This window comes from Algibacter sp. R77976, from assembly GCF_044594645.1.
Classification (GTDB): domain Bacteria; phylum Bacteroidota; class Bacteroidia; order Flavobacteriales; family Flavobacteriaceae; genus Algibacter_B.
In genome coordinates, this window is sequence record NZ_CP138989.1 from 3432012 (window position 1) to 3449070 (window position 17059).

Annotated in this window: 16 protein-coding genes, 1 tRNA gene and 1 pseudogene; 9 read left to right on the top strand and 9 right to left on the bottom strand. The window is 30.1% G+C overall.

Annotated features, from left to right (window positions below; translation table 11 throughout):
* Together SJY43_RS14630 and SJY43_RS14635 are read right to left on the bottom strand one after the other, a co-directional pair.
* A complete protein-coding gene (locus tag SJY43_RS14630; RefSeq protein ID WP_396601485.1) occupies window positions 1-630 on the bottom strand; it encodes a hypothetical protein in 630 nt (209 codons plus the stop codon).
* Window positions 631-821: 191 nt separating this feature from the next.
* Window positions 822-1034: pseudogene (locus tag SJY43_RS14635) on the bottom strand (IS110 family transposase); the annotation flags it as partial.
* A gap of 290 nt (window positions 1035-1324) precedes the next feature.
* On the opposite strand from SJY43_RS14635, the gene SJY43_RS14640 reads away from it, so the two are divergent.
* Together SJY43_RS14640 and SJY43_RS14645 are read left to right on the top strand one after the other, a co-directional pair.
* Window positions 1325-1897 (top strand): hypothetical protein, encoded by a 573-nt coding sequence (locus SJY43_RS14640; protein WP_396601486.1) that lies wholly within the window; start codon window positions 1325-1327, stop codon window positions 1895-1897.
* Between the two features lie 120 nt (window positions 1898-2017).
* Window positions 2018-2728, top strand: coding sequence for a hypothetical protein (locus SJY43_RS14645; protein WP_396601487.1), 711 nt, complete (start codon window positions 2018-2020; stop codon window positions 2726-2728).
* A gap of 406 nt (window positions 2729-3134) precedes the next feature.
* Here SJY43_RS14645 and SJY43_RS14650 read toward each other — a convergent pair whose 3' ends face one another.
* Window positions 3135-3473, bottom strand: coding sequence for a DUF4870 domain-containing protein (locus SJY43_RS14650; protein WP_396601488.1), 339 nt, complete (start codon window positions 3471-3473; stop codon window positions 3135-3137).
* A gap of 98 nt (window positions 3474-3571) precedes the next feature.
* Window positions 3572-4408: a universal stress protein gene (locus SJY43_RS14655; protein WP_396601489.1), complete on the bottom strand. Its 837-nt coding sequence runs from the start codon at window positions 4406-4408 to the stop codon at window positions 3572-3574.
* A 363-nt stretch (window positions 4409-4771) separates the two neighbouring features.
* Here SJY43_RS14655 and SJY43_RS14660 point away from each other — a divergent pair, with 363 nt between their 5' ends.
* The 4 genes from SJY43_RS14660 to SJY43_RS14675 all read left to right on the top strand — a co-directional run bounded on the left by SJY43_RS14660 (window position 4772) and on the right by SJY43_RS14675 (window position 8154).
* Window positions 4772-5527, top strand: coding sequence for a DUF3108 domain-containing protein (locus SJY43_RS14660; protein ID WP_396601490.1), 756 nt, complete (start codon window positions 4772-4774; stop codon window positions 5525-5527).
* Window positions 5528-5539: 12 nt separating this feature from the next.
* Entirely contained in the window at window positions 5540-5902 is a 363-nt protein-coding gene (locus SJY43_RS14665) for an FUSC family protein (protein ID WP_396601491.1), read from the top strand.
* Between the two features lie 119 nt (window positions 5903-6021).
* Window positions 6022-7074 (top strand): M28 family peptidase, encoded by a 1053-nt coding sequence (locus tag SJY43_RS14670; protein ID WP_396601492.1) that lies wholly within the window; start codon window positions 6022-6024, stop codon window positions 7072-7074.
* 63 nt (window positions 7075-7137) lie between these two features.
* Window positions 7138-8154 carry a M28 family metallopeptidase gene (locus SJY43_RS14675; RefSeq protein ID WP_396601493.1) on the top strand — a complete coding sequence of 339 codons (1017 nt, stop codon included), beginning with the start codon at window positions 7138-7140 and terminating at the stop codon, window positions 8152-8154.
* A 120-nt stretch (window positions 8155-8274) separates the two neighbouring features.
* Here SJY43_RS14675 and SJY43_RS14680 read toward each other — a convergent pair whose 3' ends face one another.
* The 3 genes from SJY43_RS14680 to bshB1 all read right to left on the bottom strand — a co-directional run bounded on the left by SJY43_RS14680 (window position 8275) and on the right by bshB1 (window position 11004).
* Window positions 8275-9864, bottom strand: a complete 1590-nt coding sequence (locus SJY43_RS14680; protein ID WP_396601494.1) for an aspartate:alanine exchanger family transporter — start codon at window positions 9862-9864, stop codon at window positions 8275-8277.
* Between the two features lie 233 nt (window positions 9865-10097).
* Window positions 10098-10173 (bottom strand) — tRNA-His (locus SJY43_RS14685).
* A 114-nt stretch (window positions 10174-10287) separates the two neighbouring features.
* Window positions 10288-11004, bottom strand: coding sequence for a bacillithiol biosynthesis deacetylase BshB1 (gene bshB1, locus SJY43_RS14690; RefSeq protein WP_396601495.1), 717 nt, complete (start codon window positions 11002-11004; stop codon window positions 10288-10290).
* A 270-nt stretch (window positions 11005-11274) separates the two neighbouring features.
* Here bshB1 and SJY43_RS14695 point away from each other — a divergent pair, with 270 nt between their 5' ends.
* The 3 genes from SJY43_RS14695 (at window position 11275) to SJY43_RS14705 (ending at window position 14048) form a co-directional block, all read left to right on the top strand.
* Complete coding sequence (locus SJY43_RS14695; protein ID WP_396601496.1) at window positions 11275-11553, top strand: hypothetical protein; 279 nt, start codon at window positions 11275-11277, stop codon at window positions 11551-11553.
* A gap of 37 nt (window positions 11554-11590) precedes the next feature.
* Window positions 11591-13234, top strand: a complete 1644-nt coding sequence (gene pckA / locus SJY43_RS14700) for a phosphoenolpyruvate carboxykinase (ATP) (RefSeq protein ID WP_396601497.1) — start codon at window positions 11591-11593, stop codon at window positions 13232-13234.
* 133 nt (window positions 13235-13367) lie between these two features.
* Complete coding sequence (locus SJY43_RS14705) at window positions 13368-14048, top strand: DUF2490 domain-containing protein (protein ID WP_396601498.1); 681 nt, start codon at window positions 13368-13370, stop codon at window positions 14046-14048.
* Between the two features lie 66 nt (window positions 14049-14114).
* Here the strand turns inward: SJY43_RS14705 and rlmF are convergent, their stop codons facing one another.
* Both rlmF and SJY43_RS14715 read right to left on the bottom strand, forming a co-directional pair.
* Window positions 14115-15068, bottom strand: coding sequence for a 23S rRNA (adenine(1618)-N(6))-methyltransferase RlmF (gene rlmF / locus SJY43_RS14710; RefSeq protein ID WP_396601499.1), 954 nt, complete (start codon window positions 15066-15068; stop codon window positions 14115-14117).
* Between the two features lie 107 nt (window positions 15069-15175).
* The gene (locus tag SJY43_RS14715; protein ID WP_396601500.1) at window positions 15176-17029 is read right to left on the bottom strand and encodes a YfiR/HmsC family protein; all 1854 of its coding nucleotides are present in this window, start codon (window positions 17027-17029) and stop codon (window positions 15176-15178) included.
* Between the last annotated feature and the right edge of the window lie 30 nt (window positions 17030-17059).

Here is a 17059-nt window from a genome sequence, read left to right on the forward strand (position 1 = left end):
CTATTCATTAGAAGCTTTTCTTCTAACTAATTGCTCTTTTAAAGAGACTTTTACAGAACTATTTTGTGTATTAGGTTTAAATAAAGTTTCTGTACTTGTTACATCATTTTCAGTAACAACCCATTTAACTTGATTTTCATCAATATACACTACTTGTGGAGAAACTATTTCCCCCATTCTATCAGTTTTATATCCAAAAAACAATATTGGATCATCCTGATAGACTTCACTATTAAACATTGGTAAACTTAATTGATTAGAAATTGAGTTTACATGTTTCGTTTTAATATTCATTGGCATATTATTGTTGTTCAACTTTTTCACAAGGAAAATATAGTCATTCAACCTTAAAATAAACCTTTTGTACTTACCCCATTTCCAATTATTAGAAAATTCAACTTGTAAGCTCTCAACTATTGCTGTGTTTAAAACAGAAGCATCAAAACGAACTTTTGATTCTGGATTAAACATAGATGAAACCTTATTAAACTTCTTAACACCTCTATTAAAAGCTTTGAAAATTTTTGGTAAATCTTTTTTTAAATCTAACAAGCATTCATCCTTGGAAACTTGCCTTCTTTTTCCACGGCGATTTGTGGAATCCATTTTTGTTTGTATCTTTGTAATCATCTAAATTTGATTTTTGTAACACCTTAAATCAAAGAACTTATAAAGAACTCTGCTCGAACAGAGTTTTTTTACAACTACAAATATATAAAAATAAAGAATTGTTGTAATATTTTTTAAATAAAATTGTAAACAAGTTATTAACTAAGAAAAATCGGCTGCCGACAAAGAACTGAGTTAAAAAACAAGCAATTTTAAGCTAATCTTGAAACAAAATTTTCATCATAAGGCCGTCCACTTTTAGCAATAACCTGTTTTAACAACTTATTTGCTACTGCTATTAATGCTAATTTCTTACTCTTTCCTTTGGCTACAATACGTTCATAAATCGCTCTGCAAGCCTTATTATGTTTACAAGCTGAAAAAGCACATAAAAACAGTAAATTTCTTAGTTTCTTATTCCCCAGCTACCGCTAATTTGTAATTAGCGGCTTTTAAGAGTAGAAAAAAATCCTCAAGTACTTGTTAAGCCCGTAATCTAAAATAACTAATACATCCCTACCTCTAGACTAAGCTCAAGATAAATTAGAACGGAAACTCTTGATTTAAAGCAGTAATCTTAAATTTAGATTACTGCTTTTTTTGTTTTGACTTTGTGAGAAAAATAGCTAAATTCGTTTAACAATTGATAAAGTTCAATTGTACTTAACTTGTTTCAGAATTGTAAGGGGACTTTATATTTACAATGTAAAACATCATGAAAAAAACGCTAATTTTATTAATAATCTTTATGACTTCAAATATAGTTGAAGCTCAGTTTATAAAAGAAAAATCAATAAATGCCCAAATCGGATTTGGTATTAGTATACCATACAATAGTATTGACGAAGTTGCTGATGAAGGCTTTTTTGCACAAGGAGAACTAGTACTAAAAGTTACATCATGGGTTGAATTAAGACCATACGCAGGTTTTATTTTGACAAATTCAAATGGCAAAGATTTAAATGACAATCCAACTAATGAGAAAGCAGAATCAAAAGCATTTTTACTTGGAGGAAAAGCAAGAGTTCGTGCACCAATCCCTTGGGTTGCTCCATACTTTGAAATTGGAATTGGAACTTCAATTGGAAAATTTGAAACATTAACAGCTTTTGACGATATTGATAAAGGTGGAATTATTTATCACATCCCGTTTTCAATTGGACTTGAATTAGGAAAGCAAAATAACGTTGATTTAGGATTTAGTTATTATTTTCAACCATCAGTCCAACAATTCGTTGGTGCTTTCGCAGTTGGCATTACATTTCCGCTGAATAATAACAACTCTTAGTTAGCGTTAATTTGATTTGACTTTGTAAAAAATTTCTGCTATCTTCGTTTAACGTCGGATATAAAATATTTAAAGTTTCATATCCGCTGAACATTGTACGTAAGTAAGTGAATCCAAGATATGAAAGATAAATCCATCGAAATTGAACAAATTTCTAAACAAATTTCCAACTTAAAAAATAATTTTAATCAATCAACTCCGATTATTGATGGCATTGTTGATTTAATAGAATACGATAAAGCTTCTATTAAAATTATGTGGATTTTAAAAGAAGTAAATAGTGAAAATGATACAGATGAATGGGATTTAAGAGATGCTATAAAAAATTTAAAAACTGAAAAAGGAATTAAAAAAGGTTGGGCTAGCACCTTTAATCCTATAGTTTACACAACTTTCGGAATTCTTCATAATCTATATTGGGAGGAAATTGAAAATACTAACGACAACCCTAACATTATAGATGTTTTAAAGAAAATTGCATATGTTAACGTTAAGAAAATTCCTGGAAAAAGTGTCGCTATAAAATCAGAATTAGAAATTGCATTTAAAGAACATAAAAGCATTCTAAAAAGTCAAATAGAATTATATAATCCAGATGTAATTATTTGTGGTGGAACGTTTAACATAATTAAAGATGTTTTTCAAAATTTAAATAACAAAACAGCAATTCATCCCTTTAGTAGTTATGAAAATAAAAACACTATTATTATAGATGCTTACCATCCAAATAACAGAACTGTCACACAAGAAAAATACTGTAATATAATTATTGAAAATGTAATTAAAGGAAACAAACCTACGCACAACAAGTCGTATAAAAATAATGCTTAGTTTAGGCTTGATGAGAGTCCGTGATCTTTTGTTACGTCTGATTTTCCTGAGGAAAATCCTCGCGCACAAAACCGCACTATTCTTATCATAAACATTAAACGAACTTACCCAAAAAACCAATTCCAATTTCGAAAAGTACAAGCCAGCGGATAAGCGCGTTAAGGATTGAAGTGAAAAGCCCACAGCGGAGGCACGGAGCGAGGACTTGCAACGGAAAGCCTGACCCCTTTTTTGGGGTAACGCCCAACTTCTAGATACGCCTTAAAGTAACTTCAAGGCACTCGAAATGACTGTATACATAAAAAACGCCCACTAAAAAGTGAGCGTTACATTTATCTCGTAAATCGAATGAAGAACTTTTCCTCAAAAGATTCCCGTTTGCACGGGAATTCACTAACTAATAAAATTAAGAGATAAAAGTAAATGTAAATGGGTATGTTGCAGCTTCGCCACGGCTGGCTCTTATGGCGTTAACAATTGGAAATATAACTGAAATAACGCCTAAAACTAAAAAGCCAAGTAACCCTAATCCGAAAAATAAAATTAAGGGTACGCAAATTATACACCATAATATTAAACTTAATTGGAAGTTTATAATGTTTTTGCCGTGTGTATCCATTTTATACACTTTTTCTTTTTGGGTTACCCATAACACTAATGGCAGTAATAAACTACCAAAACCAGTTACTAAAGTAATTAATTGGCTTAAATGTGTAATAACTAAAAGTTGTTTGTCTTGTCTCATGATGATGGATTATTGATTGATACTTATATGACGAACAATTGAATGAATTGTTACATTATAAAGCAAAAAAAACCAATTAACCAGAAGCTGTTAGACTACTAATACTGCATTACTAAGAGCGGAATGTCAATTTTAAAGGCAAACCTTTCTACGGCGTGTGTAGTAAATATACGTTCAAAAAAGGAATGTTTTTTATTCATTATGGCTAACATATCTATATTGTGTTTTGCAATATAATTATGAACTACATTAAACATATCGCCTTTTGAGGTGTCTATAAATTCATGCTTGCCTTGACTGAAATTTGTTTTAAAAAAATATTCGTTATCATGAGTTTCATAAACTAAATGGTTTTGATCTGCTAGATGAAGTATATGTGCCGATGCATGACTTAAGGTTATTATTTCGCTTAATACGTCTAGATGACCTCTATTAAAACATTCTGAATTTGTGGTTGCAAACGCTAAATTCTCTAATTTTTTAAACTTATACCCATCTGGAATTGCCAAGACAGGCGCAACGCAACGTTGCATAACACGAACCGTATTACTACCAAAAAGCACTTTTGCTATACCAGAAGCACCTTTTGTACCCATTATTATTAAATCTATATCGTGTTTTACAATAACTTGATTAATAGAGTCTACAAAATTATCATAATCTACAATAGAATGAAATTGGTGGTTATTGTTTTTAAAATCCTTGTTAAGGGTGGTAATTATATTATTTATAGATTTTTTTGCGGCATCTATTAATGTTTTATAAATTGTTGCAGATGTGTTTACCACCATCATATCATCTGATATAAAAGATGATGCTTTTTGAATGTTTAAAATATAAAACTGGCATTTTTCATTTTTAAAAAACTCTAAAGCATAATGAATTGCATTAATTGAATTCTTTGAAAAGTCTGTTGGCAATAGTATATTTTTCATAATAATAAAAAATTAATTACCTAGTAAACTTACACTTACTGTTAATTATATACTATGACAAAAATCAGTAAACCAATAACTAGTATTTTTATTTACACGTTATGCATTTTTAGTTATGGTAATAATGGAATGTCAGTTCGAGTGATTTTTAATAAAAAATCGTATCGAGAACAAGTTTCAAACTCAAAAACTTGATTCTCTATACAAATTTGACTCATAAAAATGAGTAAAATACACTCGAATTGACAAATTTTGAGTTAAAATGTACACCAGGTAGTATTAATAAATTAGTATAATAATTTTATGCATTGTATTTTCGGCACAATAAATGTTTATCAGTACGTTATAACCTAAACTCTATTTATGATACGTATCTCTTTTTTGTTGTTATTTTTATTTTCAATAACCATTAGCGCACAAAACAATGCTATTGGTAATAGTGAAAAACTTGTTTATACAGCGTCTTATAATATGTCTGGTATTTTAACAGATTTGGCCCAAGTGACCATGGAAACTAGCCCAGTTAAAACATCTAAAGCCACACTTTTACGATTAAAATGCACCGCTTTTACCTATAGTAAATGGGATAGTTTTTTTAAAATAAGAGATTTATACGAAACTTATGTAAACCCAAAAACACTAACCCCTTATTTACATAATAGAGATATTAATGAAGGTGGCTACTTTAAAAATATGAAGTACACCTTTAGCCATAAAACTAAAACCGTTAAATCTGTACAAACAAAAAAGAACAACTGGGTGGTTAAAGAAACCTTACCTCTAGGCTCTGGAACAAAAGATATTATATCGACATTATACACCATAAGAACGTTCGATTTAACAAGTTTAAGTCCTGGTACCAGTAAAATATTTACCATTTTATTTGATCGAGAAGAAATTAAAGCAAAAGTGACTTATTTAGGAAAAGAGACTATTTCTACTGCATTAGGCAGTAAAGCGTGTTATAAAATAGCTTTAGGTTCTGCAAATACAAACACAGTTAATGGCACATTATGGCTAACTGCCGATGAAAATAAAATACCAGTTTACGGTAAATTTAAAATACCAGTTGGTACGGGTGAGTTAAAAATAAAATCGGCTTCTGGTTTAAAACATTAAATACCTTTTAAAATGAAAAAACTGTTTACAATTTTAGCTTTAATAGCATCCATTTTTGCTGTTATTTTTTCTGTTTTACCTATTTCTAACCTTGCAATATTTCCTGCAATTGCTGCTTTAATTTTTGGCTTAATTGCTTTTTACTTGTCAAAAAAATCTGGACAAATAAAAAAAATTATACAATTTACTTTTCTTTTAACTATTGTTGCTCTGGCAGTTACAACCTATAAATCTATCTTTACTAAAACCGAAGTTGTTAATACAGAATTAATAGAAGCCAAAGAAACCGAACTTAAAGAAGCCTCTATTGAAGAACTAGAAGAGCTTGATATTGAGATTGATGAAGAGGAGCTAGAAGGTATTTCTTTTGAGTAGTAAGTAATTTCTTCTTAAATTTTATATATTAGCATCATAATTAATAAAACTTACAATTTCTCTTTTGAACAGAAACATCTGATTGTAAGTTGTATTTAATGTGTAATTGCTTATTATAAATGAAATTTACTTGTATTCTCTCTATGCTTGTTCTGGTAGGCACTTGTGCTAAACCTAAATATACTGCCAGAATTCAAAACTTAAAAGACAGCATAACTTTAGTAGATAGCAGCCTAGTTATGACGTATGCAAATACAATAACTTCAGATGAATTAAAAACACATTTATATACATTTTCTTCTAATGATTTTGAAGGTAGAAGAGTTGGAAGTAAAGGACAAAAACTAGCTTCAAATTTTTTAAAGTCATACTATATAAATGAAGGTATTAAATCCCCTTTAGGTCAAGACAATTATTATCAAGTTATACCAACTAGTTTTTTCTCAAACAAATTTAAAAGTTCTGAAAACGTTTTAGCTTATATAGAAGGTACTGAAAAACCAGATGAGGTTATTATAATATCTGCACATTTAGATCATCTTGGCATATCTGAAAACGGGCAAATAAATAACGGTGCCGATGATGATGGCTCTGGAACTGTTGCCATTATGGAAATGGCACAAGCTTTTAAATTAGCTAAAAAAGAAGGTTTTGGCCCAAAACGTAGTATCTTATTTCTTCATTTAACTGCTGAAGAAATTGGAAAAAGAGGTTCTGAGTTTTATACTAAAAACCCCGTTTTTAATTTAGAAAATACAATTGTTAACCTCAATATAGATATGATTGGTCGTGTTGATGATGTCCATAAAAACAATAAAGATTATTTGTATTTAATTGGTTCGGATAGATTAAGTAAAGAGCTCCATTTCACTTCTGAAAAAATTAATAATACTTTTATTAATATTGATATTGATTATAGATTTAATATTATGGGTGAGTCGAACGATTATTATTCCAGATCAGACCACTATAATTTTGCTTTACAAAACATCCCTGTTATTTTCTATTTTAATGGAGAGCATGAAGATTACCATAGAGAAACAGATACACCAGATAAAATTGACTATCCGTTATTAGAAAAACGAACTAAACTTATTTTTACTACTGCTTGGCAAATTGCAAATCAAGAGCATCGTTTGGTTAATGATGATGATAATGAATTGTTAAAATAGACTCAAAACATCAATATCTATCAGTCATTTTTGTAATATAGCATATTATAATATTTAAGATTTATGAAAAATTTAGCCATACTTGTTTGTGCCAGCTTACTATTATCTTCTTGTAGTTCATCACAAAATAAAAAAAACACCGAGTTAACAATTACCAATCCAGAATCTTATGCTAAAACAATAACTTCTGCCGAGTTAAAAGAAATGCTTTATACCTATGCTTCAGATGAATATGAAGGAAGAAAAACGGGAGAACCTGGGCAAAAAAAAGCTATTGAGTTTATTAAAAGTCATTACCAAACCAACAACATCCCCTCGCCAATTGCCGAAGGTGATTATTTTCAAGAAATTCCATCAAGTTATTTCGGTAATAAAGCAACAGGCTCTGAAAATGTTATTGCTTATATAGAAGGAAGTGAAAAACCAGACGAAGTTGTTATCATTTCTGCTCATTTAGATCATATAGGCATTTCTAATGATGGAGAAATAAATAATGGTGCAGATGATGATGGTTCTGGAACTGTGGCTATATTAGAGATTGCTGAAGCTTTTAAAGCTGCAGAAAAAGATGGTAAAGGTCCTAAAAGAACCATTGTGTTTTTACATGTAACAGGCGAAGAAATAGGACTTTATGGTTCGAGATATTACGCCGATGAAGATCCAATTTTCCCTTTAAAAAATACGGTAGCCAACTTAAATATCGATATGATTGGTCGTGTAGACCCAAAACATGAAGAAGGCGGCAAAAACTACCTATACCTTATTGGATCTGACAAATTAAGTAAAGAATTACATAATATTTCTGAAGATGTAAATAAGGAGTATTTCAATATTGAATTTGATTACACTTATAATGAAGATGATGATCCGAATCGTTTTTATTACCGTTCAGACCACTATAACTTTGCAAAAAATAACATTCCTGTAATTTTCTATTTTAATGGCACACATGATGATTACCATAAACCAACTGATACACCCGATAAAATAAATTATCCGTTTCTAGAAACACGAACTAAACTAATTTTTCATACCGCATGGGAATTGGCTAATCGAAATGCCAGAGTTAAGGTAGATTAAACAACAAACCTTAACCCAAAAAGCATGAATAAAACATGCCTTAATTTGATCGATTTCGAAGTATCTTATAAAAACTCGTTATTAAAAATTAGAAGCCTATTTCCTTTTTTAAAGTTTTGCTTAAAACAGTAGTCCTAAAATTTGAGTACAAATAATAAGAAGCACCATAGCAATAGGATATACAGTAGCGTAAGCAAGTGAAGGTGCATCTGTTTTTGTCATAGTATCTAAAGCGGCTAACCCTGGAGTACTTGTCATGGAACCTGTTAAGGTTCCTAAAAGGGTTAGTATATTTATTTTGAAAAACATACGAGCAACAATAGCTGCTAAAACCATAGGTACAAACGTAATTAAACCTCCAATAAGAAATAATTTAATACCATATTGTGAATACGTTTCAACCAAGGTTGCACCCGCATTTGTACCAACTACAGCTAAGAAAAGCATCAAACCAAATTGCCTTAATAATTGGTTAGAATTACCACTCATTACCCAAAGTACATTACCTGTTTTTCCAATTCTTCCTAAAACCATAGCCACAATTAAGACACCACCAGTTAACCCTAAATTAAAAGTAAAAGCATCTCCAAAAGCTATTGACACCCCTCCCACTAAAATACCAATAACAATTCCTAAAGCTAAAGGAAAAAAATTAGTATCGGAAAGCTGGCTCTTATTATCACCTAAAAGTTCTGATATTCGGGAAACACTATTTTTATAACTCGAAATCATTAATTTATCTCCTATTTGAAGTTTTAATGTTGAGTTTGGAGATAAGTCTATACCACTTCTCCTTATTCGAGTAATAGTTGCATTATAATTAACTTTAAAGTTTAATTCTCCTAAAGTTTTATTAACTAACTCTGTTTTAGTAACCAAATACGACTGTACTACAAATTCTTCACCCAAAGAAATTTCAATGTCGGATTTAGGTCCTATTAATAATTCAACACGTTTTAAAGCATCTTCTGTACCAACAACTCTTATGTAATCTCCTTTATGTAAAACGGTTTCTTTTTTTGGTACGAAAGCTTCACTATTATGCAATACTCTTGACACAACTCCTTTTGTCATAGCACGAATCTGTAAATCGTCTATCGTTCTATCTATTACGCCTTCATTTTCAACTTTAAAATTGCACCTTGTAATGATATCATGAATACCATTCACTTTTTTTTCATATTCCGCTTCCTCTTTATCGATATTAATTTTAAAGAGTTTTGGATATAATTTCACAAATAAAATAACTCCTATAACACCAAATGGATACGCAATACCATAACCAATAGAAGCTAATGACGATTGAGTAACATCAATGGCAGTAGCCAAACCAGGTGTACTTGTTAATGCTCCAGCCATTAATCCTATAGCAATAGATTTATCGATCTCTAAAAACTGAATAGAAAGAAAAGTTATAAATGCTGCTGAAAACACTACTATTGTTGCAATTATAACTAGGTTTTTTCCATTCTCTTTAAAAGAATCGAAAAACCCAGGCCCGGCCTGCAACCCTATTGTGTAAATAAATAAGATTAATCCAATTTTTTGTAATATATCTGGCAATGAAACCCCAAGATGACCAAATAATAATGCTACAAATATGATAGCAGAAATATCAAGCGAAATGCCTTTAATTTTTATGTTTCCAATTATAAACCCGATAGAAATAATTAAGAAAAGTGCTAAATAAGTTGCGTTTAAAAACTCCATTTATTTTATTATTAAATAAGGCACAAATATAAATTATATAAAAATTAGAGCTAAGAACTTTTACTGTTTTATGAGTTATTTTTAATTGATAGAATAAAAAATTGTTTTTCTACAATTAAATTGGCCTAAAAAAACTCAATTAACCTACTAATTATAACAAGAAGTATTAAAACAAACAGCATTAAGAGACCACAAAAAAAGCCTTTCAATTTCTTGAAAGGCTTTTACTTTTTGGGTGGAAGACCGGATTCGAACCGGCGACCCTTGGTACCACAAACCAATGCTCTAACCAACTGAGCTACAACCACCATGTAACTGCATTTTGTAATGCGTGTGCAAATGTAATTGATTTCAATCTTTATTACAAAGACTTTTTTTAATATTTTATTTAAAAAACGAAAATTAATTAGGCTAAAAACCTAACTACTTTAAATCGAACAAACTATCAACAGCTGGGTAGCGTTCAACTGTAAAACCCTCTGCGTGCTCAACACCTACTAAACGACCAAGATCTCTGGATCTATATATTATACTGTCTGTAAAATTTTTACTAGATATAGGTGTTTCTGGCTCTTTACTATTAGCATCAAAAAACTGTGTTTTATAGGCTAAAACAGAATCCATTTTTTTATCTATAAAGCCAGAAACATCTACTGTTACATCGGGCTCTATATTTTTCCATTGTATATAATGATAAACTTGTTTTGGACGCCAGGTTTTTTGTATTACACCTTCATCTTCAGTTTCAATTTTTATTAACCCGCTTAAAAAACAAGCATCACTAACTAACTTACTTCCTTTACCATGATCAATATGCCTATCATCAATAGCATTACAAATTATTATTTCTGGTTGATACTTTCGTATCATTTTAATAATGGTTAATTGATGTTCTTTATCATTTACAAAAAACCCATCAGAAAACTCCAAGTTAGTACGCATAATTACTCCTAAAATTTTTGCAGCGTTAAAAGCTTCTTCATCTCTAGTTTCTGCAGTTCCTCGGGTTCCTAACTCACCTCGGGTTAAATCTATAATCCCAACTTTTTTACCATTTTTAACTTCTTTTGCTATAGTACCTCCACAACCTAATTCTACATCATCAGGATGTGCTCCAAAAGCCAAAATATCTAATTTCATATTTATATTTTTATTTTTTTTGATTTAACTTTTTTAGAAAATTAAATTATTCATCTAAAGTATAGAATATCTTAAAATTCAATATAACAAAACGTATTTATTATTAGTTTCTTTATTTTTTTAAGACTTATAGTAACAATTATTTAAAACAGCACTTAAACCCAAAGAATGACGTAGGTCATGTGCATAAAACAAAATTCGTTTTACATTTACTCTATATATTAACACAACATATATTAAAAGGCTAAAATTAATAAAGAATAACAATATATGATTAATTTAATGCTCACCAATTTAGTTAAAACCATTGGTCTCTTTTCTGGGGAAAAGGTTAAGCCATATATTATGGCATTAATTTCAATATTGAGTTTATTCCTAACAGGTATATTAGATTCTAAAGAAACCTTAATTGGTTATAGCAATTCAACGGTTATAATTATTACTAAAAGAGGATATAAATTTATAAACCACTCTAAAGTAGTCACTCCTCCCCTAATTCTGTTTTTCATTACATTTTTAATTCTCGTGCCTATTATATGGCCTTTTTAAATAATTTATTTAATTGAACCTTTTAAATTCGATAAAAATGATAACAACAACAAAAGAAAATCCAAGCTTAGAGCAATATGGATTAAAAGATGTATTAGTTAACTGGAATTTATCACCCGAAGAATTACAAAAAATTACAGTTAAGAAGAAAATGGGTAAAGAAACTGCAAATGGAACCCTAGTAATAAATACTGGAAAATTTACAGGGCGGTCTCCGCAAGATCGTTTTATTGTAAAAGATGATTATACTAAAGACAAAGTATGGTGGGGAAAAACAAACAAACCTGTTTCTACTGAAAATTTTAATAAGTTAAAAGCTGAAATTACTAAATACCTTTCTGGAAAAGAAATTTATATTAGAGATGGATATGTATGTGCAGACCCAGAATATAGAACCAATATTAGAACAGTAACAGAACTACCTTGGTCAAATATGTTTGTTTATAACATGTTTTTAAGACCTAGTGTAAAAGAATTAGAAAACTTTAAAGAAGATTGGTTAGTGCTTTGTGCTCCTGATTATGAATGCCCAGATCCAAAAGCTTTTAGTATTCGCCAAGGGAATTTTTCAATTCTTAACTTCTCTCAAAAAATAGTATTAGTAGGAGGATCTGGATATACAGGTGAAATTAAAAAAGGTGTATTCTCTGCATTAAACATGATTTTACCAGTCGAAAGAAATGTATTACCTATGCACTGCTCTGCCAATGTTGGTAAATATGGAGATACTGCTATTTTCTTTGGATTGTCAGGAACTGGAAAAACAACCTTGTCTGCAGACCCCGAACGTAAATTAATTGGTGATGATGAGCATGGTTGGACAGCAGACAATAATATTTTTAACTTTGAAGGTGGTTGTTATGCTAAAGTAATTGACCTTTCTGAAGAAAAAGAACCAGATATTTTTAGAGCAGTTAAGCCAGGAGCAATTCTTGAAAACATTCTAATTAAAGACAATGGAGAACCGGATTATATGGATAGTAGCATTACTCAAAACACACGTGTAAGCTACCCGATTCACCATATTGATAATATTCAAGAAACACTTTATGCTAACAACCCAAAGAATATTTTCTTTTTAACTTGTGATGCTTTTGGTGTTTTACCTCCGGTATCAAAATTAACCCCAGGTCAAGCTGCTTATCACTTTATTTCTGGATATACAGCTAAAGTTGCTGGAACAGAGGCTGGTATTACAGAACCTGTACCATCATTCTCTGCTTGTTTTGGAGAACCGTTTATGCCATTACATCCAACAGTTTATGGAGAAATGTTAAGTAAAAAAATGAAAGAAGCAGGAGTTAACGTTTGGTTAATAAATACTGGGTGGAGTGCTGGACCTTATGGCGTAGGTTCTCGTATAAAATTAAAATATACAAGAGCTATGATTACAGCAATCTTAAATGGAGATTTGGATGATGTTGATTATGAACAAAACTTTATTTTCGGATTATTCATGCCTAAATATTGTCCTGGTGTACCATCAGAACTTTTAGACCCAATGAATACTTGGTTACAAAAAGGTGCATATATTGGAAAAGCTATTCAATTAGCGCATTCATTCCACTTAAATTTCGAGAAATTTTCTCAACAAGCATCAGAACATATCATTGAAGGTGGCCCACTAATTGATGAACATCATCACTTAAATGAACATCCGCCACTTAAAGAACATCTTTAATTTTATAATTAATAAACAAAAGGAGCTCAAAAAAAGGGCTCCTTTTAAACGAAAAATATTTTTGAAACAGATATTAAAAGAGTTATTGACTAACATAAAAGTAAATTATAACAACCTGCTTAAAACTTTTAAATTGAAGGACTTATTAATGGCATTTATGCTAATGCTATTAATTTCAAACAGTTATTCACAAAATATTGCAGAAGACAAAACAGGATCTTGGTTAACCTATGCAGGTACGCACCAAATATCTGATAAATTTAGTATAAGCACCTTATCTCAAACATGGCTTTTTGAGGTTCCAGAAAATTTTAATTTTATTTTACTTTATGGAGCTGTTAACTATAAAGCATCACCTAAACTAACGACAACTCTTGGTTATGGTTATGGAGATATTGATGGTGGTTTTGGAACAAAAAAGCCACATACTTATGAAGACCGTATTTTCGAACAATTAACTTATAAGCATAAACTTTTTAATTTACCAATTAATCATCGTTTTAGAGCAGAACAAAGACTATTAAGCAAACTAGGAGACCGCTGGACTCAACACCGCTTACGCTATAGACTTGGTACAAAAATTAAATTAAACAAAACCCTGTTTATTCGAATATTTGACGAATTTCTAGCCATTATGCATGATGATATCACAACTGAAAATAGGTTATATAGCGCATTAGGTATAAATATTTCAAAACCTTGCAACCTTCAATTCGGATACTTAAATAGAAAAATAAATGGTTTAAATCTTCACCGTTTACAAGCGGGAATATATCTCAAAACAGATCATAGAAAGAAAAAAAAGAATATTTAATTTGGAGTGACTTTTAACACTAATTGTATCGAAAACTACATTATATCGTAGTTTTCGATACTTTTTTTATTTAAAAGACCAAGCAACAATACGGGATATTTTATTACCTTGTCCCATATTAATAGTTTTAATATTTGTAGCGCCTAATTTCTTTAATGAAGCGTACATCCCTTTTACCAAATCCTTTTTAGAAACCAAAGTTGTATACCAAGTAGAATGCTCTTTAAACAGAGAACTTTCATATAAATATGTGTGTAAAAAAGCCTTTTCGCCGCCTTTATACCATAATTCATGCTGCGTGCCAGCAAAGTTTCTAACAATTTTATTGCCTCCTAAATTTAAGCCTTTTAATTTGCTACTGGTTGCCTCTAAAGCATCTGCTTCAGATTTATAAAATGGTGGGTTACAAATAGAAATATCAAAATTATCTTCTTCCGTTATTATACTTTTAAAAATTTGTGAGATATCTTTTTGAAGTCTTAACTCTATAACGTCATCTAAATTATTTTTAATAATGATGTTTTGAGCGTATTCCAACGAATTTTCATCAACATCGGTAGCGACAAAACTCCAATTATATTCTGCATGTCCTAAAAGTGGATAGATGCAACTTGCACCTGCTCCAATATCCAAAACATTAATGTTATTTGATGTGCCTTTTCCTTTTAACAAATCGGCAACATGATGAATATAGTCTGCACGGCCAGGAATTGGCGGACATAAATTAGTGTCTGGAAACTCCCAAAAATTAATATTATAATATTTAAATAGTAAAGCCGTATTTAATGCCTTTACGGCTTCCGGTTTAGCAAAATCAATTGTTTTTGTATCGTATTTATTTACAAATACAAAAGGTAATAGTTCTGGATATACTTCGCATAAAGCATCAAAATCGTATCCCGACTTATGCCTATTTCTGCTGTGAAAATTTGTGCTTTTAGATGTTTTTTTAGTCATTTTGTAAAACTTCTTATTTCCGTTTATCAACAAGCGCATCATCGCATCTGTTATTGAATTCAATTAAGAAAACGCCAAAGTTAGTTATTAACAAGATAATACTGTTGCAATTATAAATACTAATTATACGCCTTATATTACATGTAAATGAAAAATGCTTAAAATGAAATTTAAGACTCTATAGGAATAGAAAATGAGAACGTAGTTCCAACACCCTGTTCTGAAGTAAACCAAATTTTTCCTGAATGTGCCTCAACAATTTTTTTGCAATGAGCCAAACCTATTCCAGAGCCTTCATAATCTAGTCTTGAATGTAAACGTTGAAATATCGCAAAAACACGGTCTTGATATTCTTTAGCTATACCAATGCCATTATCGGAGACAGAGAACTCCCAAAATTTTTGCTCTTTTTTAACAGTCTCATCTGTATCACAAACCTCTTTACATTGAATTTCAATTTCTGGTATGGTATCTGGATTTCTAAATTTTATGCCGTTACTAATTAGGTTTTGAAAAAGCAATCGTAATTCTACCTCATTCCCTTTTATAGTTGGTAAACCTTGATAACTAATTTTTGCATTGGTACTTTTTATGGTACTCTGCATATCCTCAGTTAAAATATCTAATAAAGGTGTACATTGAACAAATTGATACTCTTTTGATCTACCTAATCTTGAATATTGTAATAGGGCATCAATTAGCTTTTTCATCCTTATACTACCTTCTTTCACAAAATCAAGCATTTGTTTACCATCATTATCGAACTTATTATGATATTCGTCTTTAATTATATTTATAAAACTAGATATTGTGTTAAGGGGTTCTTGTAAATCATGACTTGTTATATATGCAAACTGTTCTAGTTCTTTATTTTTTGATGTTAAAAGTTTGGCTTGATTGTTTATCTCAACATGTTGTACCTGTAATTGTTTATGTAGTTTCTTATTTTTTAAATACGCGATCAATAATGATAAACTTAAAAGAAACAACATGGTTGATAATATGGTTAGTACAATATTATGTTTTCGTTGAGTATCAATGATAATATTCTTTTTAGCTAAAACTTCTGTTTTCTCTTTTATATCATTACTTTGTTCTACCAGTACCCTTTTTTGTTCTTGAATTTGGGTATTTATAGAATCAATTTTTTGTTGTTGAAAGTTTATTTGAGCAATCTGTAAGTTTAATTTTTGCTCATTTATTTTAACTAAAGATATTTTTTCTTTTATTTCTTTATTCTTTAATTCGCCTTCTAATGATAAACTTTTTATGGAATTGTCTTTTTCAATAAGCGCTATTTTCTTTTTATTAATTACATCAATTTGGTTTTCAATAATCCTTTTCTGCTCATCATTTTCACGACTAACAACATATAATTTTTGTTCCGTTTTCTCAAACAGTTTTTCCTTAAGGTCATTAGCACTTACAGCATGATTTGCTAATGTTGGTGCTATTCTAAGATTAGCCTCCCTTAAATACATTCTATTAATATCATAACTATAGGAATCGCCAACTTTGGTCATATTAATCATAGAAGCATTTGTAGGATAGCCTTCTGTAATTATTAAAATTTGTTTGCCTTTAATATAATCATTTATAGAATTAAGTAAATATTCATAAGTGGTATTCACATAAACCACATTATAATTTTCAATTTCTTCAATACCACTTATTCTTTTAACTTCAATTAGTTTATCAAAAACACGTCTGTTTTTAGTAAAATTTGAAAGATTATTAGTTACGGCATCCGTACCTAAAACCCCTATTTTAAAAGTGGTGATACTATTTATTTCTGACCATTTAACCTTTTGAGTCAAGTCAATTATAGTTGAAGAACGCTTATCATAGGTTTGCTTCTTTTTACTGATTTCAGAATTCTGTGCAAATGAAAAAGTAGAACATAGAATTATAGCTAGTAAAAGACAATTTAAACCCGTAATTTTTTTTCTTGTTACCAGCAGCTTTGCTTTTCCAAGAAAAAAACTTGTAATTAAGTTTAAAAATATTTTAAATCCTACTATCATTTATGTGTACAAAAATGGAATTAGCTTGAT